Consider the following 17,559-nt stretch of genomic DNA (forward strand, 5'->3'; position numbering starts at 1 on the left):
CAAAAGTGGGGGTGCGATGAGCGACGTAAAAGAAAAAAAGGTTGAAGACATAAAGAAAGAAGCAGAGGCAAAGAAATGCCCTGTAAGTAAGTCCCTTTACTATATAGAGGAATTTCTTGCAGGCCCCATGTGCGGCAAATGCTTTCCTTGCGAGATGGGCGTCTATGAGGCAAAGATACGGCTTAAAAACCTTACGGAAGGCAAAGGCTCTGAGACTGATATCTTTGCCATAAAAAGAATAGCATCTGACATGCTCGAATCTTCAAGATGCAAAAGAGGAAAAGACACAGCAGCATTCATTCTTGAATGGATGGGGACAAATATCTTTAAAGAACATACAGAGGGAAGATGCCCTGACAGGGAATGCTCTTCTTTAATAGTGTACAGGATTATACCGGAGAAATGCATCTTATGCGGATTATGTCAGGATGCTTGCAAAGATGATGCAATCACAGGAGAAAAGAAAAAAGGTTACAAGAGCGGCTATCTTCCATTCGAGATAAGACAGAAAAGATGCACAAAATGCGGTGAATGCATAAAGGTATGCCCTGAAGGCGCGATTATAGTTGTTGACGTGAAGAGCAAAGAACCGGTGGGAGCAAGATGAATTCAAGATTCAAAATTCAAGACTTCAGAATTTTGAATTTTAAATTTTAAATTTTGAATTTTGCACGATGGAGGACTAAATGGCAAACATGATAAAACTTACGATAGACGGCAAGGAGATTCAGGCTCCTGATGGAATGAATCTCATTGATGCCGCTGAGACTGCGGGGATTCATATTCCCAATCTATGCTACTTAAAAGGGATGCCCGGCATCGGAGCTTGCAGGCTCTGCCTTGTAGAGATAGAAGGCTCAAAGGCTCCTATGATAGCCTGCAATACAAAGGTCAAAGAAGGCATAGTTGTAAATACCAAAACAGATAAAATAACGGAAACCAGAAAGTTTGTCATTGACCTTATCCTCTCTATGCATCCACTGGATTGCATGACATGCACAAAGGCAGGCGTCTGCAACCTTCAGCAGTATGCATACGACTTTGAACTTAAGGAATCCACTTTTACAAGAAAGAAATTAGGATTTTCTATAGACGAGGGGAATCCGTTCATAAAGCGCGACCCTGACTACTGTATCCTATGCGGCAAATGCGTCCGTGTATGCAGGCATCAGGGGACCAATGTTCTTGACTTCATGGGCCGCGGCGTAGGCGCAAAGGTAATAACGGCAAACGACAAGCCCCTTCAGGAATCTTCATGCACCTTCTGCGGAAGCTGTGTTGACGCCTGCCCTGTTAATGCCCTGCTTGAAGCTGACAGGTGGAGAAAAGGAAGAGAATGGGAATACGAAAAAACAAGATCTGTATGTCTCTTATGCGGAAACGGCTGCGACATATCAGTAAGCACAAAAGAAGGCAGAATCGCAAAGATAAACTCGGGCGGAGCTGACGGCTCTGCAGAAAAATATATCTGCGCCTACGGCAGGTTTGGATTTGATTGCATAGAAGCAGAGACAAGGGTAACAGCTCCGATGAAAAAAGTCGGGAATGAACTGAAAGAGACAACATGGGAAGACGCAATAAACATAGTTGCAGACAAACTCAAACATGCAGGCGCGTCAGCAGGGTTTATAAGCACCGCAGGAATAATGAATGAGGATGCGCTTGTCCTTAAACAGCTTGCTTCTGCTGTGAAGTCAAAGAATTTAGATACAACGGCAAGTCTCTACGCCGATGCTGATTCTCTGAAAAATGAGGGCGCTGATATTGATTCAGCAGACCTCATAATACTTGCAGGGCTTAATCCCAGTCAATGGACCAGGGTATTGCCCGCGCTTGATGCGGCAGTAAGAAGGAGAGTAAATTCAGGCGCAAAGCTTATTGTGATAAATTCAGGCGATACAAACATATCGGCAGTTGCAGCATTAAGCATCAAAGGCGATGAGGCAAAGATACTCTCCGAGATTGCGCAGGGTGTAATCTCCAAAGGCGGAAAAGCTCCAAAAGAAATGGTTCATGCGCTCGCATCTGTTGATCCTTCAGATGATGCTATAAAAGGCGCAGAGCTATTCATGGCAGCAAATAATCCGCTGATATTCTCCTCCCCTTCCCTCTACGATGCATCTGCAAATCTCTCATTGATAAAAGGGACAGCAGTTGCAGTACCTATAGAGAGCAATGCCAAAGGCGTTATCTTAATGGGAATTGAAGGCGAAGGAAAATCCTACAAAGAAATGGTTAATGACGGAATGAGCGCAATTTATGCAATCGGAGAGCTTCCTCTAAGCAAGAGGCCGAAAACAGCTTTTCTCGTAGTCCAAAACTCTCACCTGACAGAACTCGCAAAGCAGGCTGATGTGGTCCTTCCGTCAGCAGCATTCCTTGAGGCGTCAGGAACAATGGTTGATTATATGGGAAGGCTTAAATGCCTCTGCAAGGCTATTGAGCCGGCAGGAAGCGCAAAACCTCATAGGGAGATTTTCATGGCAGTATCAGAAGTCCTCGGAAAGACAATAAAAGAGCCGAAGGATACGGACATAAAGAAGGCATTAAAGACAAAGGCAAAGGTTACATTGAAGCCTTTTAAGAAAAAAGAAGGCTTGGATATAAATCCTCAGGAAATGATTGAGTCAATCAATGCCTCTGTAATCAACGGCTCAAGGCTTCTCTGGCTCAAAGAGTCTGAAAAGGCAATGGCAGGAGTTTGACCTGTCATTCCCGCAGTCAGTAAGCGGGAATCCATAATAAATTTTCAAAGGGGCGGTGTCGGATAACACCGCCCCTTTTTTATTTTCTTTCCTTTCATTATAATACCCACATGAAATACGGACTATCCGCAATAGTTGCGGATATGAAGTAGTTCAAGTTATCTGAAATATCCTACATGGGGGAAAAGGTAAAAATATGACAGAATTCAGCAAATCTCAATGGGCAAAAGCAGAGTTCGCACAAGAATACAGGGATAGTGCGGATGTTTATATCGTAGAACGAAAAAGGCTTTTTGAGATTTTGAAGTCTTTTTATAAACATTTTGTCGCCGGCAAATCGGGGAACAATATCCTTGACCTTGGATGTGGTGATGGGATTGTAATCCATGAGCTTTTGAAAATTGATGACTCAATAGTCGCAAACCTTATTGATGGTTCAGAGGATATGCTGAAAAAAGCGGCAGAACGTTTGAAAGGCTTTAATAATATTCATATTTTAAAAGCGAGCTTACAAGAAATTCTGGATAAACAAATTGCACTTCAGAACTTTAATTTTATAGTCTCATCATTGGCAATACATCATTTGTCCATGCAAGAGAAAACAGCCTTATTTAGAACCATCTATTCTCATCTGGATGTTGCAGGGTATTTTCTCAATATTGATGTTATCCTTTCTCCAACAGAAACGCTTGAGCATTGGTATCTTTCGCTATGGAGAGACTGGATTGCAGAAAGAAAAAGTGTTCTGGGAATAAAAGGCAATGCTTATGATGACATTATCCAAAGATATAAAGACAATACGGATAACAAACCAGATACCTTAGATGAACAGCTCAACGCTTTGAAATCTATTGGTTTCAAAGATGTTGATTGCTACTATAAATATGGAATATTTACAATGTTTGGCGGTAAGAAGTAACATGTAAGATACTTCCGATAACACGCCACAAAAGATTAACATCCAAATGCTTCACACTTCTTTTGGCCACAAACGTTATCTGCTCAGTACCACATATCTCCCATTTCTTCCTCTCCCGCCCCCTCAACCGAGTTTTAATGAGCGAATAGCATCAGCCGCCGATAACTGCGGTGTCTGCCTCTAAAGCCTCGGCTATCTCACGCTGCACAATCGGATAGGTTACCGAATTCCATGCATCGCCAAAATGAGTGGAAAGCAAATGTAATGCATCCGGGTCGTCTGTTTCAATAATCAAAATGATTTTCAAAGGAGATATTCCTAACACTTCATATCTGTTAATTGCTTTACACTTCTGCTGAAAAATTCTATCCCTGCCTTTTTTCAGCCATTCCATTCTTTCGCGATTGATATCTGCTCTGGCAATGCCCTCTTTGGCGTCAAAGATAGAAACATACCACATTTTAAACCTCCATAATTTATAGTTTCTAACATTAACTTATCGCTAATTTTAGCTATTGTCAATGTAAAAAACCTATACATACGCCGCTGCTCTCTTGCCATATCCCATTGCGCTTATTCGGGGCTGATTTTCTTCAGGATTTCAATTACCTTGTCTTCCTCAAAAGGTTTTAGGATATAATGACTTGCCCCTGCTTTCAGGCATTCTTTTACCCTGTCCATTGAATCGAGCGCACTGACCATTATTATCTTCAGTTCCTTATTCATGGACCTTAGCATTCTCAGGGCTTCTATGCCGCCAAGCTGCGGCATGATGATATCAAGCATGAGGATATCGGGAGACAGGGAACTGCAGAGCTTTATGGCCTCTGTGCCGCTTGACGCCTCTCCGACAACCGTGTAGCTATTTTTTTCAAGAATCTCCCTGAGAGACTTACGCACCTGCGGAGAATCGTCTGCAATCAATATCTTCTTTGACATAGGCAATTATACCATCATATAAAGTTATTTTGTTTCCTTTGTCACTCTGAGAAGCTCTTCAACGCTTGTTATTCCTTCAATCACTTTTTTGATGCCGTCGAAACGCATATCTTTGTATCCGGTCTTTGCCGCCGCTTCCCTCAACGCGGCAACAGAGGCTTTCTGGGTGATGAGTTCTCTTATTCGTTCATCCACAACCAGTATCTCATAGATAGCGGTTCTTCCTGAATATCCTGTATGCTTGCAATTATCACAGCCCATTCCCTTATAGAATTTCATTCCTTCAATAGATATGTCGAGGCCGGATGCCTTCAATTCATTTTTTGATGGAGTGTACGCCTCTTTGCACTTTGTGCAGATCTTTCTCATGAGCCTTTGAGCAACAATGCCTATAAGAGACGGCGCAAGCAGGAACGGCTCAACCCCCATGTCAGTGAGACGGGTTATTGAGCTGGGCGCATCATTCGTGTGCAAAGTGCTGAGAACAAGGTGTCCGGTAAGCGCTGATTCAGCTGCAATCGCCGCTGTTTCAGGGTCTCTTATCTCTCCGATCATAATGACATCAGGGTCCTGCCTGAGAATTGCCCTCAGGGCATTGGCAAAAGTGACATCTTTTTTCGGATTTACCTGCATCTGATTTATAATTGGCAGCTGGTATTCTATCGGGTCTTCAACGGTTATTATGTTTTTCTCTACAGAGCTTATTTCATGAAGCGCGGCATACAAAGTTGTTGTCTTGCCGCTTCCCGTAGGCCCGGTAACGAGCACTATGCCGTAGGGCTGATTTATGAGCTCAAGAAAGGTTTTATAATTTTTTTCTGAAAAATCGAGAGCATCAATGCTTACCCTTACATTAGCCCTGTTCAGCAGCCTCATCACGGCTTTTTCGCCATAGAGCGTTGGTATGCTTGAAACCCTGATGTCGATTTCCTTTTTGTCTACTTTAATCTTTATTCTGCCGTCCTGCGGCTTCTGTTTTTCGGAGATATCCATCTCAGAAAGGATTTTAATCCTGGATAAAATCCCCGGATGCATTTTCATGGGGTATGTGCCTGTGTCCCTCAGAATTCCGTCAATCCTGAATCTGACAGAAAGGCTCGCTTCATGCGGCTCTACATGAATATCGCTTGCATTATCTTCAACTGCCTCTATTATCATTCTGTCAACAATTTTTACGATGGGAAGGTCGGTTCCTGACATTTTTATTTCTTCTATCTCAGCCCTGCTTATTGAAGTCGGAGATAGCTTCAATGCTTTTTCACTGCTTTCTGTCTCAACTTTCATGAAATAATGTCTGTTTATCGCTTTTGAGATATCAGAAGGAGGCGATATAACAGGGATCACCCTGCATCGTGTTTCAGCGGCGACGAGATCTATGACGAGAATATCAGTCGGGTCGGATACGGCAAGTGTGAGTTCATTGCCGACCTTGAAAAGAGGCATGATATTATATTTCTTTGCCAGGGTCTCTGAAATCATGACAGTTACTTCGGGTTTTATTCTAAGGCCTTCAATCCGCATCACAGGCAGGTTGTACTGTGCGCCAAGAACATTGGCAATATCAACTTCAGTAGCATATCCGAGAGAGATAAGATAACTTCCTAATTTCTGATTGTCTGCTATGTGTTTCTTTTGTTCTTTGAGGGCGGTATCAAGCTGGCTCTGACTGATAATCCCCCTTTCCACGAGGATTTCGCCAATTTTCAGATCGTCTTCTCTTGAAAACATTGCTGTGTTCAGTCGCTCCCCTTTTCAAACATCCTGTCAAGCGTATCCTGAGATAGCTCACCTGCTTCTGCGGTTTCTTTCTTTTTGATTTTTTTCTCTTTCTTGTCCGGCTGGGAGTCAATCAGTTCTTTAATATCTTCTGCTGTATATTTTGCCGACGTGAGTATCCCCGCTGCTGATGGTGTGTTTTCTCCTGCTCCTCCCGGCAAGGGCGCTGCACTGCTCATTGATGAGCCGCAGCCTCCGCAGTATTTGTCTCCAAATGAATTGTGAAAACCGCACTTCCTGCAGAAATTGGCTATTAATGCGCCGCATTCCCGGCAGAATTTTCTTCTGTCTGAGTTCTCAGCTTTACATTTCAAGCATATAAGTGTCATTTGTATTTACGATTATATCAGACCACTGCTGTTTAGTAAATCGGGATAATCAGTCTCCACATCCCCTATTACTTTACATCCCTTCCATCAAAAACCTGTGAATATCCGCCGCAGCCCTTTTCCCTGCGCCCATTGCGCTTATTACGGTTGCAGAGCCTGTTACAACATCGCCTCCAGCCCAGAGCCTTTCCCTTGATGTCCTGCCAGTCTCATTGTCTGCAACAACAGTTCCCTCATTCGTCCTCCGGAGATTTCCGTTATTAGTAAATACCACAGGATTCGGACTCGTTCCGAGAGCCATTATCACAGTGTCAACATCTATGGTAAATTCAGAATTTGCCAAAGGCACAGGTTTTTTTCTTCCTGAAGCGTCAGCGTCTCCGAGCTTCATCCTGATACATTTTATCCCTGTCACGTTTCCGTTAATGTCACCAAATATCTCTACAGGGCTTGTGAGGAAGTCAAAGATTATCCCTTCTTCCTCTGCATGATGAAATTCCTCTAATCTTGCAGGAACTTCATCGCGAGACCTTCTGTAAATAACATGAACCTCTCCTGATTCCATTCCCATTGATTTCTGAAGCCTCACAGCGCACCGCGCTGAATCCATCGCAACATTCCCCGCTCCTATTACAGCCACACGCCCGCCAATCCTTACAGGTGTGTCATATTCAGGAAAGCGATATGCCTTCATAAGATTAATTCTCGTGAGAAATTCATTTGCAGACATGACGCCGCTGTAATTTATTCCAGGTATCTTCATGAAATTAGGAAGCCCTGCGCCTGTCCCTATAAAAACAGCGTCATATTCGCCGAGGAGCTCATCAAGTGTAACTGTCCTGCCGATAATATGGTCTGTCTTTATCTCTATGCCGAGGCACTGAACAGCATAATCTATCTCTGAATGAACGACCGGCTTTGGAAGCCGGAATTCCGGGATGCCGTATATGAGAACGCCTCCCGCCGAATGAAGAGATTCAAATATCGTAACTTTGTGCCCTTCCCTGCCAAGGTCCACAGCACATGCAATGCCCGCCGGGCCTGAGCCAACTACAGCAACTTTCTTCCCTGTATCATGAGGCTTAACCATCGGGCACGTTCTGCGGCTAAGCTCATAATCTCCAATATACCTTTCGAGCCTTCCTATTGCGAGAGGCTCGCCTGTCTTCCCTAATATGCAGTTTCCCTCGCACTGATTTTCCTGAGGGCATACGCGGCCGCAGACAGCCGGCAGATTGTTCTTTATCTTCATAACCCTTACAGCCTCGTTTATGTCTCCTTCACGCAGAGCCTTGATAAACTGCGGAATGAGTACTCCAACAGGGCATCCTTCAACGCATTTAGGTTTTTTACACTGAAGACAGCGCTCTGCCTCCTTAACAGCAGCATCTTCCGGTAAACCCAGGGACACCTCTTCAAAGTTACCCCTTCTAATCAGCGTATCCTGCAAAGGCATCTCCTGCCTTGGTATTTTCATCCGCTCCTGTTTTGTCATTTATCCTTATCCCCTGCGGTCTCATCGCTCTTGTCCAGATTGCAGATATGCTCCCATCTCCCGGAAGCTATGCGCTCCTCATTCAGGTATATCCTCTGCCTTGAAAGAAGGCTGTCCCAGTCAATCTTATGGCCGTCAAATTCAGGGCCGTCAACACATACGAACTTTGCTCCATCCTCAAGCAATACCCTGCATCCTCCGCACATGCCGGTGCCGTCTATCATTATCGTATTAAGGCTGACAACTGTGGGCACGTTAAATTCTTTTGTAAGCATAGAGACAAACTTCATCATTATTGCAGGGCCTATGGCCCAGACATTAGCGATATTCTTTACGCTTAGGATTTCCTTCAACGGCTCTGTGACAACTGCCTTTCTTCCATAAGAACCGTCATCTGTACAGACGATAAGCTCATCAGATACGGTTCTCATCCTCTCTTCCCAGAATAAGAGTCCTTTATTCCGCGCGCCTACTATGGAGATAACAACATTCCCCGCTTCTTTAAGCGCTTTTGCGATAGGATAAACCGGCGCTATGCCTACACCACCTGCCACACAGATGACAGCGCCGTATCTTTTAATCTCTGTCGGATGTCCCAGCGGGCCTGCAAATGTGGCGAGATTATCTCCTGCGTTGAGGCTGCCGAGATGCTTTGTGGATTTTCCTGCTTCCTGAAAGATTATCGTAACTGTGCCTGCACTGCGGTCAAAATCAGCAATGGTTAAAGGAACCCTTTCTCCGAAATCATCTATTCTCACTATCACAAACTGGCCGGCGCTCGCCTTTCTTGCAACATGGGGCGCCTCTATGACCATGAGCTTGATTGCATCATTAAGCGCCTGTTTATCCAAAATGGTATACAAGAAAAGCCTCCATGGCAAGATTATCTGTCTTTAATCATAAAGCATTTTTTATATTTTAATAGCTCAGGCACAAGATTTACAACCAATAACCTCATTTTGAGGTATAATACCTATAATAATTTAACCCCTAAAAAGGCAAAAATGGACCAGACAGATATCACAACCGCTTCAGACAGCTATAACGTAAAAATTCCTGCGTTTGAGGGTCCTTTTGATCTTCTCCTGCATCTCATCAAAGAAAACAAGATTGACATCTATGACATACCCATTGCGGTAATCACAGGACAGTATCTTCAGTACATTGAGATGATGAAAGAACTGAATCTTGACGTGGCAGGCGATTTCCTTGTCATGGCTGCTACACTCATACACATCAAATCAAGGATGCTTCTCCCTGTTGATGAAGAAGCGCCCGGAGAGGAAGAGGACCCAAGACTTGAACTAATCCAGAGGCTTCTTGAATATCAGGCATTCAAAGACGCATCTCTTGGCTTAAGAGAAAAAGAAGAGGAATGGATGAATATCTTCCATAGAGAACCTGTCAAAGATGAGGAGGCTGAAGCAGAATCCGCAGAGCCTGAACTTTATCTGTTTGACGTCAACCTCTTTGACCTCCTCGGCGCATTCAAAAAGATTCTTAACACAGCGCCTCCGGAAATAGTCCGGATAACAAGAGAGGCGCTGACTGTAAAAGACAAGATTTCTCATATAATGGAAATGCTTGAGAATAATGACACAGTAAGGTTTGAAGACCTTTTTAAGGAAGACAGGTCAAGGGTTCAGATCGTAGTTACATTTGTCGCCCTCCTTGAACTGATAAGGCTCGGACTTGTCAGGGCCTATCAGGAAAATGATTTTGGGAACATATGGGTGATAAATCCCCAGAAAAAAGAAATGCAAACCCAGGCTTAAGATTTGAATTTTTTGGAATAAACTGTTAAATTGATTTTAACCATTATGTTGCAGATTAACTCTAAAAAAAGAGGTCTGAAAGCAAGAGAGGCCATTCTCAGGGGCGTCTATGAAGACAACCTGAAAATAATAGGAAAGCAGTCTGATGAATCCGCAAGGAAAATCCCGCTTTCCCTGAAAAAAATGTTTCTACTCTTCTCCGTAGGACTGCTGACTATTCTGGGACAAGGCAGCTACCTGAACCTGCCTTCGTTTCAGGAAACTCAGATGACAGCAAGCATTATAACTCAAAAAAATTATCCGATGCCTCCGCCTCAGGCGGAGGAAACCTCAATGAGTTCTTCGGATTATAAGGAATTTTTCAGTGGTTACAGCATACCGTTAAGCCGCATGTTTGGCCTTGGAGTAAAGACAATAATGATAGACGCCGGACACGGAGGTGATGACCCGGGCACTATAGGGAATATGGGAACAAAAGAAAAAGAAATTACACTGGACATAGCAAAAAAACTGCAAGAGCGCCTTAAAAAACACGGCAGCTACAATATCATTATGACCCGTGAGGATGACATAACACTTCCCCTTAGCAAAAGGGTGGAATTAGCGCAGGCAAGCAAAGCGGATATTTTTATCTCCATCCATTTAAACTATCTTCCATCCATACCTATAAACATAATAGAGACTTACTATTTCGGGCCTTCATCCGATGTCAAAACGCTGAAGCTCGCTCAACAGGAGAATGCAGGCTCACAATACGGCTTAAGCGATTTTAAAGACATGATTGAAAAGATGGGTAAAACGCTAAAACTTCAGGAATCTAAAGAACTGGCATCATCAATACAAAAAAACCTTTTTATAAACAGCAGGAAGAAAAACGGGAACATCCATAACTTCGGCATAAAGAGGGCGCCGTTTGTAGTTCTTCTTGGCGTAGACGTGCCCGCCGTGCTCGCCGAGGTTTCCTGCCTCAGCAACAAGCAGGAAGAGATAGAACTCAACACCGAGAGCCACAGGGAAAATATAGCACGCTATATCGAGGCCGGCATATTGGACTATTTAAATAAAGGAGAGGCAAACTATGAAGCAAAAAGAAATACAGAAAGAAGGTAATATTTTATTCGTCGGGATTGACCTGGGAACATCAAGAAGCTCCATCTCTGCGAGCAACGGCACAAGGCAGTGGATTGAAAGCTATGTCGGCTGGCCCAAAGATTTCATATCATTACAGGTAGTCGGCAAACCTGTTCTCTTTGGTGCAGATGCCCTAAAGCATAGGCTTTCGCTGGACCTCTGCAGGCCGCTTGAACACGGGGTAATCAAAGAGGGAATCGAGAAAAATGAAGAAGCCGTAAAAGAAATTATAAAATATCTGATTGAACTCGCAAACCCTGAACCTGAACAGAAAATCCATGCAGTGGTCGGGGTTCCTGCTGACACCCTGAAAGTAAATAAACTTGCAATCAGAAGGGCAGTGTCGGAATTTGCACACTCGTTGATGGTCGTATCAGAGCCTTTTGCAGTGGCTTACGGACTGAATCTCTTAAATAATTCACTTGTGATAGATATCGGCGCGGGGACAACCGACCTCTGCATCATGCACGGCGCTATCCCGTCAGATGAAGACCAGAAGACTATTATGAACGCAGGCGATTCTATTGACGAACAGCTTTACAGTTATCTTACGGAGAAATATCCGAATTCAAAGTTCAACAAAAATATGGTGCGCCAGTTCAAAGAGAAGTACAGCTTTGTAAGAGAGATTCAGGGTGATATACGCGTAGAAATCCCTGTTGACGGCAAGCCTGTCATGCATGATATCAAAAACGAGGTTAAACGCGCCTGCGAAAGCATTCTCCCCGCGCTTGTAGAAACGACGACCGAAATGATAGCAAGGTTTGACCCTGAATTCCAGCTAAAGATAAAGAACAACATTGTGCTCGCAGGAGGCGGAAGCCTGATAAGAGGGCTGCGCGAATATCTGCAGGATGCTCTGAAGGAGTATGGGCCATGCAATGTAACAACTGTTCAGGACCCGCTGTTTGCAGGCTCAGACGGAGCGGTAAAACTTGCGCAGGATATGCCGGCAAAATACTGGGAACCGTTACAATAGAGTTAAAAGTTAAGAGTTGAAAATTAAGAATCAGCGACTTTTAACTTTACACTTTTAACTCTTAAGTAACTATAGTGAACGACATAAATAAACTGTCATTACGAGCGAAGCGAAGTAATCTCATGGCTTGAGATTGCTTCGGGCTATTGCCCTCGCAATGACAACTTTCTCTTGTCGCTGACTATAATTGAGGGGTGACTTTTCATGACCGGAAAAACAGTTCTTGTAATTGACACGGATGCTGAAACAACACAGCAGATTGTATCAATACTTGAAGCGGAAGATTATCTTGTTTTTACTGCCCCAAACAAAGATATTGGACTTGCGATGGCAAAGAAAGTAAACCCTTCCCTGATATTTGTAAATCCTGCCCTGTCGGGCGCAAGCGGTTTAGAGGTCTGCAAGACAATACATGGCACAGAGCAGCTTAAAGATATTCCTATAGTTGTACTCTCTTCGTTTGAAGGTGCAATGGATCCGCGCTATGCCGAAGTATACGGCATTGTTGATTCCCTTAAAAAGCCCTTCACTACGAAAGAACTCATCTCAAAAACAGGGAATGTTCTATCAATGGAATATGGCGATATCCAAACAAATGCTTTTCAGGATTTTCCGTCAGGCAAGACAGAAGAAACAATTGAATTTGGCGCGGCTGAAGAAACTGTTGTGATGAAACAGCAGACGCAGGAACGGCAAAAAATGCCTGCTGAAGAATTTGACGCCTCAGAGAAAACCATGGTTAGGATGGGAAAAGAGACGCCTGAACCTTTTGAAAAAACTATGGTTGAAAACATTCCATACATGGAACCTGAGGAAATTTTGAAAGGGGAACCTGAAAGGCCTTATAAATTTAAAACAAGCTTAAGGAGGAGGGGTATGAGAAGCAGATTATTTGTTCCTCTTATTGTCGCGCTTGCAATTATCCTGATTATCGGCGCAGGGGTTGGATTTATCCTGTACAAAGAAAACCTGCTGCCGTGGCTGAAATCTTCAACGTCAGTTCCTGTTAAACCGGTACCGGCGGAAAAAGCAGCGGTTACTCCTAATGAACCGCAAAAACCTATGGGTGAGATTCCGGAAAACAAGCCCGCGGCTCCAGCTGCTCCTGCAAAACCATCGGAAATGCCGTCTGTCAGCAACTCAGTTCCTGCTGCCCCGGCAACAGCGCCCAAGCCTGAACCAAAATCAGCAGGAAAAATAATTTATCATGTCCAGCTCGGCGCATTTAAAAGCACAAATAATGCGGAAGCCCTCGCAAAAGATTATAAAGCCAAGGGCTATCAAACCTTTGTACAAAAAAGCGCAGGAAAGGATAAGGAACCACTTTACAGAGTTCTAATCGGCAAATTTGAGAATAAGAAAGAGGCCGTCAAACTTGCGCATAGTATTGAGGTTAAAGAAAAGACAAAGGCGGTTATCTTCAAGGAATAGCTCAACGCTTCACTATGTTTTCTATGCCGATGCGTATCATCATAACAGCTATTGATGCAAGCAATATAGCCATTATCTTTGATATTGCCGCAATCCCGCCCCTGCCGAACAATTTCGTAATTGCCGCAGCCTTGATAAATGAGAAATACACAACAACAAGGTTTAATACAAGAGAGCCAAGCGTCGGCAGAATGCCGTAATGGTCCACAAGCACTAAAAGAGTGGCAAGCACTGCCGGGCCTATAATCAACGGTACCGCTATCGGCACAACACCCATCCTGCCTGAGGGCCTTCTCCTTTCCTCGCTGTGTTTTACTATGTCAAGGATTGCAAAGACAAGAAGCACCAGCCCGCCGGCAATCTTAAAATCATTTGCTGTGATGCCGAGTATCCTGAATATTGCCTCTCCCAAGGCAACAAATGCCAGGCTCACTGCAAGGGCTGTAAGTATGGACTCTCTAACAATTGCATTGTTCTTAGCTTTTGACATGCCTTCTGTGATTGATATGAAAATGGGGAGAACAACAAAAATATCTATTGCCACAAAGATAGGGATAAAGGTATTAATCAGCGCTTTTAAAAAATTTTCCATAAGATAAGACTCCTGAAAACTCCCATGTTTTGATGTCATTGCGAGGAGCGATAGCGACGTGGCAATCTCTAACATGTTGTCTTATATGAAAGCGAGATTGCTTCGCTTCGCTCGCAATGACACTTTTTCCATGGATCTCAAGTTGACTATACCACCCTTAAATCTATAAAGGCAAACGCTTCTCACTCAGGGATATTTCGAAGCCCCTCCACCGCCCTGTTATTTGACGGATCAATCTTTATTGCTTTTTCAAAACTGCTTCTTGCCCTCTGCCGGAACCCAAGCTGAACATAAATGTGTCCTGCATCAGTAAGATAGGCAGGATTGGAAGGAGCAAGTTCTACTGCCCTTTCCAACGCCCTTCCCGCTTCTTTAAACCTCTTAAGCCTGATAAGTGTCAGCCCGTAATAATAATGATACTCTGCTACGGCGTTATCAAGATATACAGCCTGCCCGAAAAGCTGGAAGGCCTCAGAATAATTTTCTTTCCTGAATTCCGCTTTACCTTCTGCAAACATGGACCTTGCGCTCTCCTCCTTATCCGGAACAGCCGTTGTCTTATGTGTTAAACGGTTATCATAGTCTTTTCTCTTCTGAGAGCTTGAAAGGGTTGTATAGGCTGCTGCTATATATGAAAAAATTGCATTTAATTTCCATTTTACCGCAGGTGAATTAATATAAAAATGCCTGTCGGGATGAAACTCTTTGGCTGCTTTATAGTATGCCCTTTTTATATCATCAACCGAGGCCCATTGTTTAACTTCCAAAATGCCGTAATAGCCCATTGCCTCATGGCCGCTGTATATCTTTTCTACCCTGCTCATAAATTCTTCGTCTATTTTAATCTCACGCTCTTCCATGATATCAGCAGCAGAAAACCCTGCTTCAATCACTACGTCCTCCCCTTTTACCTCTATAAGCCTTATGCTCAGGAGTGCACAAATCACCTTCAGCGTTTCAGGCACATCACTCTGCGATAAAGAAACAATGTCCTTTATCGCAGCCCTGCCGTCAACAAAAGACAATATCCTTTTATCTTTTTCATTCAGCTCTATGTCCTGAAAAAGGTTCAGGGGGTTTGAGGAGAAACAGAGGACTGCATCCATCGGCACACACAAGAGGTTGAATATCTTCTGAGGGTTAGCAATCCTTTTTATCCCGCGATAAATAAGGTTTGCTGCGCTCAATTTAAGGGTTATCACCTCATCAGAGGGGAGCGGCCCTTCCTTAAATTTAAATTCAAAACTGCTGCCCTCAAGGCTAAAGAGACTCAAAATAATATTTTCAACCTGTCGTCTTACTACCCAGACCAGCTCCTGCGGCTTGAGATAACCGAGCCTGACGAGTATCGCGCCCTGCTTTTTGCCCGTCTCTTTCAGGAGTTCAACTGACTTATTATACTGCTCAAGATTTATCTTTCCAGCTTTGAGAAGAATCTCACCGAGCCTGTCATTGTCCTGATTTGATGAAGAAAAAATCATATCGCCGTCTTTTATATATACTTTTTTTATGATAGTATCGTTTTCAACCTTTAGCACGCCTGTCTTATGACTCCTCTGCAGTCCTATGAGCACATCAGATAGAGAGTAATCCTCTAAATTGCCTCTACGCGACGCATCATCTCTTTTTATGCCAACCGTAAGCCCCTGAGGTGTCTTTTGAATCCATGCAACCTCCCCCTTTGCGTCTAAATCAGGATTATCCATGTGCACATTAACAAGCGCGCCTTTTGTAATATGCTGGCTATTTTCAACAACTGCTCCGATTCCATCAAATGAGTAATCTACGGCATTGGCATTATACGCCCTTCCGTTAATATCCAGTTTAAGGGATGCTTTTGTGCGGTATCGTTTGAAGTTTCTTTTATCTTTTCCGGCTGCAGTCATAGCGATATGATAATATCATTACCTATAAAAACTCAACATACACGCCGCCGCCCACACCCCTGTGCCCGGGCGTCTTGTTGACAACAGAACATGAGGGTGGTTATAATTTTTTAACATGATAGCTGTCCCGATAATATCGGGATATGCATAATTTTAAGGAGCAAAAGGAATGGGCAGCAGAGAATTTGATGCCATAACTCCTGAAGGCTTGATAAACAGGCTTCATACACACGAGCCGTCCAGCACCCATACTAAGCACAAACAGGGCGCAGAACCGCTTAATACTGAGGTCATAAGAGAAAGGTTTTTAAATGCCCTAAAAGAGATAGCATATCTTGAAAAGGCATTAGAAGAGCAAAATACAGCATTAGCATCAACAGCAGAAGAAAAAGACAGGCTCTTCCACGCATTGAACAAGGCCTTTGAGGATAAGAAAAGACTTCAGGACAGGATTGCAGACATTGATATAGTAAGAAACATGGAGATAGTGGACTTTAAGGCAGGACTTGACAAACTGAGAGATGAACGGGACTTCCTGCTTAAAGAAAAAGATGAACTCATAGAGGATATTTATAAAAGAGACAAGACTATTGAAGAACTGAAATACACGATTGAGAAAAAAGGACTTCAGCTTCAGGAAAGCCAGGCAGACATGGATACCGCGCTTGAGGCTATGAGAAAAACCGAGTTAAAGTGTAAAGAGCTTGAAACACGCTATAAAGCAGTCGAACAAAGACAGGCCGGCTTTGTGGAAACGTCCCCTTTAATATTGAATAACCTGCCCCAAGATACAGAAGCAGAGCCTGAACACCCCAATAAAATAGAGTATCTCAATAATACACTCGCTGCCTTAAAAACAGAAATTGATGAAAAAACAGCAGAAAACGTTTTTCTCAGAAATGAGATATCATTAAACCTAACAGACAGCGACAGCATAGCTGATGAAACATCAGAGGCGGAGGATATAAGCCTCAAACTGGCATTAGCCGCCGGCAGAGACGCCGCGCCGCCGCGAGAAGAAAAGGCTGCAAAAAAACTCTCATCAGATAAAAAACTGCTCTATGTCAAATCTCCGAAAGACACGGAGTCAGGCTCACAATTCTCAGGAAAGATTATATACACAGCGCCAGCCGCAGATATAAAAAAGAAGGCGCTCAGAATAGCCATCCTGTTTGTTCTCGGTGCAGCAGGCATATTCCTGGCATACAAATTTTTTTAACCATCCTCAAGTTGCATACCCGGCAGGTTTCATGAGACAGCAAGGTTCGGAGGAAAAGAACTCACAACCCATTATCCGCAGCAGTTACTTCCTGACTCAACACCGCAGTCACAGGAAGGCGGCCCTCCTGTTATCATGCCGTTAATTATTGCCGCTGCACAGCCTACTCCTGAATTAACGTTTATAGCTCCGAATTCACAGTTGTTAGCGCACGCTCCGCACTCCATGCATCTGTCCCTATCAGTAATAAAAACCTTTTTGTCCTGTAGCAAAAAAACTCCATGAGGGCATACCTCAACACATTTGCCGCAGCCTGTGCATTTCTCTTGAAAAAATTCAAGTGTCACAACATCAGCTATATATTTCATATAAACCATCCTTCC

Annotated in this window: 17 protein-coding genes; 8 read left to right on the forward strand and 9 right to left on the reverse strand. The window is 43.6% G+C overall.

All coding sequences use genetic code 11. The features are described 5' to 3' along the window. Positions 1-16: 16 nt before the first annotated feature. The 3 genes from HY035_02635 to HY035_02645 all read left to right on the forward strand — a co-directional run bounded on the left by HY035_02635 (position 17) and on the right by HY035_02645 (position 3,624). A complete protein-coding gene (locus HY035_02635; protein ID MBI3377287.1) occupies positions 17-607 on the forward strand; it encodes a 4Fe-4S binding protein in 591 nt (196 codons plus the stop codon). A gap of 79 nt (positions 608-686) precedes the next feature. Further along, positions 687-2,705: a molybdopterin-dependent oxidoreductase gene (locus tag HY035_02640; GenBank protein ID MBI3377288.1), complete on the forward strand. Its 2,019-nt coding sequence runs from the start codon at positions 687-689 to the stop codon at positions 2,703-2,705. A 196-nt stretch (positions 2,706-2,901) separates the two neighbouring features. Then, complete coding sequence (locus tag HY035_02645; protein MBI3377289.1) at positions 2,902-3,624, forward strand: class I SAM-dependent methyltransferase; 723 nt, start codon at positions 2,902-2,904, stop codon at positions 3,622-3,624. Between the two features lie 151 nt (positions 3,625-3,775). Here the strand turns inward: HY035_02645 and HY035_02650 are convergent, their stop codons facing one another. From HY035_02650 to HY035_02675, 6 genes are all read right to left on the reverse strand, one after another. Further along, entirely contained in the window at positions 3,776-4,084 is a 309-nt protein-coding gene (locus tag HY035_02650; GenBank protein MBI3377290.1) for a hypothetical protein, read from the reverse strand. Positions 4,085-4,197: 113 nt separating this feature from the next. After that, the gene (locus HY035_02655; GenBank protein MBI3377291.1) at positions 4,198-4,563 is read right to left on the reverse strand and encodes a response regulator; all 366 of its coding nucleotides are present in this window, start codon (positions 4,561-4,563) and stop codon (positions 4,198-4,200) included. 24 nt (positions 4,564-4,587) lie between these two features. After that, entirely contained in the window at positions 4,588-6,291 is a 1,704-nt protein-coding gene (gene tadA, locus HY035_02660) for a Flp pilus assembly complex ATPase component TadA (protein MBI3377292.1), read from the reverse strand. A gap of 8 nt (positions 6,292-6,299) precedes the next feature. Further along, positions 6,300-6,653 carry a zinc ribbon domain-containing protein gene (locus HY035_02665; GenBank protein MBI3377293.1) on the reverse strand — a complete coding sequence of 118 codons (354 nt, stop codon included), beginning with the start codon at positions 6,651-6,653 and terminating at the stop codon, positions 6,300-6,302. Positions 6,654-6,741: 88 nt separating this feature from the next. Then, positions 6,742-8,163: an NADPH-dependent glutamate synthase gene (gene gltA, locus HY035_02670; GenBank protein ID MBI3377294.1), complete on the reverse strand. Its 1,422-nt coding sequence runs from the start codon at positions 8,161-8,163 to the stop codon at positions 6,742-6,744. Further along, on the reverse strand, positions 8,160-9,026 hold the full coding sequence (locus tag HY035_02675) for a sulfide/dihydroorotate dehydrogenase-like FAD/NAD-binding protein (protein MBI3377295.1): 867 nt from the start codon (positions 9,024-9,026) through the stop codon (positions 8,160-8,162). The genes gltA and HY035_02675 overlap by 4 nt, the downstream gene beginning before the upstream one ends. A gap of 141 nt (positions 9,027-9,167) precedes the next feature. On the opposite strand from HY035_02675, the gene HY035_02680 reads away from it, so the two are divergent. The 4 genes from HY035_02680 (at position 9,168) to HY035_02695 (ending at position 13,479) form a co-directional block, all read left to right on the forward strand. After that, a complete protein-coding gene (locus HY035_02680) occupies positions 9,168-9,938 on the forward strand; it encodes a segregation/condensation protein A (GenBank protein ID MBI3377296.1) in 771 nt (256 codons plus the stop codon). A gap of 45 nt (positions 9,939-9,983) precedes the next feature. Continuing rightward, on the forward strand, positions 9,984-11,048 hold the full coding sequence (locus HY035_02685) for an N-acetylmuramoyl-L-alanine amidase (protein ID MBI3377297.1): 1,065 nt from the start codon (positions 9,984-9,986) through the stop codon (positions 11,046-11,048). Then, entirely contained in the window at positions 11,017-12,048 is a 1,032-nt protein-coding gene (locus HY035_02690; protein MBI3377298.1) for a rod shape-determining protein, read from the forward strand. Before HY035_02685 ends, HY035_02690 begins: the two co-directional genes overlap by 32 nt. 204 nt (positions 12,049-12,252) lie before the next feature. Then, positions 12,253-13,479, forward strand: a complete 1,227-nt coding sequence (locus HY035_02695) for a response regulator (protein ID MBI3377299.1) — start codon at positions 12,253-12,255, stop codon at positions 13,477-13,479. A gap of 1 nt (position 13,480) precedes the next feature. Here the strand turns inward: HY035_02695 and HY035_02700 are convergent, their stop codons facing one another. Beyond that, entirely contained in the window at positions 13,481-14,071 is a 591-nt protein-coding gene (locus HY035_02700; protein ID MBI3377300.1) for a MarC family protein, read from the reverse strand. Positions 14,072-14,253: 182 nt separating this feature from the next. Continuing rightward, positions 14,254-15,957, reverse strand: a complete 1,704-nt coding sequence (locus HY035_02705; protein MBI3377301.1) for a DnaJ domain-containing protein — start codon at positions 15,955-15,957, stop codon at positions 14,254-14,256. Between the two features lie 169 nt (positions 15,958-16,126). On the opposite strand from HY035_02705, the gene HY035_02710 reads away from it, so the two are divergent. After that, positions 16,127-17,176 carry a hypothetical protein gene (locus HY035_02710; GenBank protein ID MBI3377302.1) on the forward strand — a complete coding sequence of 350 codons (1,050 nt, stop codon included), beginning with the start codon at positions 16,127-16,129 and terminating at the stop codon, positions 17,174-17,176. Positions 17,177-17,247: 71 nt separating this feature from the next. Here HY035_02710 and HY035_02715 read toward each other — a convergent pair whose 3' ends face one another. Then, positions 17,248-17,553 (reverse strand): 4Fe-4S binding protein, encoded by a 306-nt coding sequence (locus HY035_02715; protein MBI3377303.1) that lies wholly within the window; start codon positions 17,551-17,553, stop codon positions 17,248-17,250. Positions 17,554-17,559: the final 6 nt, after the last annotated feature.

The sequence above is a fragment of the Nitrospirota bacterium genome, from assembly GCA_016195565.1.
Classification (GTDB): domain Bacteria; phylum Nitrospirota; class Thermodesulfovibrionia; order Thermodesulfovibrionales; family UBA1546; genus UBA1546.

Bases quoted from the DNA above. Each gene is read 5' to 3' on its own strand.
- HY035_02635 (MBI3377287.1), top strand. From the start codon at position 17: ATGAGCGACGTAAAAGAAAAAAAGGTTGAAGACATAAAGAAAGAAGCA.
- HY035_02640 (MBI3377288.1), top strand. From the start codon at position 687: ATGGCAAACATGATAAAACTTACGATAGACGGCAAGGAGATTCAGGCT.
- HY035_02645 (MBI3377289.1), top strand. From the start codon at position 2,902: ATGACAGAATTCAGCAAATCTCAATGGGCAAAAGCAGAGTTCGCACAA.
- HY035_02650 (MBI3377290.1), bottom strand. From the start codon at position 4,084: ATGTGGTATGTTTCTATCTTTGACGCCAAAGAGGGCATTGCCAGAGCA.
- HY035_02655 (MBI3377291.1), bottom strand. From the start codon at position 4,563: ATGTCAAAGAAGATATTGATTGCAGACGATTCTCCGCAGGTGCGTAAG.
- tadA (MBI3377292.1), bottom strand. From the start codon at position 6,291: ATGTTTTCAAGAGAAGACGATCTGAAAATTGGCGAAATCCTCGTGGAA.
- gltA (MBI3377294.1), bottom strand. From the start codon at position 8,163: ATGACAAAACAGGAGCGGATGAAAATACCAAGGCAGGAGATGCCTTTG.
- HY035_02680 (MBI3377296.1), top strand. From the start codon at position 9,168: ATGGACCAGACAGATATCACAACCGCTTCAGACAGCTATAACGTAAAA.
- HY035_02685 (MBI3377297.1), top strand. From the start codon at position 9,984: ATGTTGCAGATTAACTCTAAAAAAAGAGGTCTGAAAGCAAGAGAGGCC.
- HY035_02690 (MBI3377298.1), top strand. From the start codon at position 11,017: ATGAAGCAAAAAGAAATACAGAAAGAAGGTAATATTTTATTCGTCGGG.
- HY035_02695 (MBI3377299.1), top strand. From the start codon at position 12,253: ATGACCGGAAAAACAGTTCTTGTAATTGACACGGATGCTGAAACAACA.
- HY035_02700 (MBI3377300.1), bottom strand. From the start codon at position 14,071: ATGGAAAATTTTTTAAAAGCGCTGATTAATACCTTTATCCCTATCTTT.
- HY035_02705 (MBI3377301.1), bottom strand. From the start codon at position 15,957: ATGACTGCAGCCGGAAAAGATAAAAGAAACTTCAAACGATACCGCACA.
- HY035_02710 (MBI3377302.1), top strand. From the start codon at position 16,127: ATGGGCAGCAGAGAATTTGATGCCATAACTCCTGAAGGCTTGATAAAC.
- HY035_02715 (MBI3377303.1), bottom strand. From the start codon at position 17,553: ATGGTTTATATGAAATATATAGCTGATGTTGTGACACTTGAATTTTTT.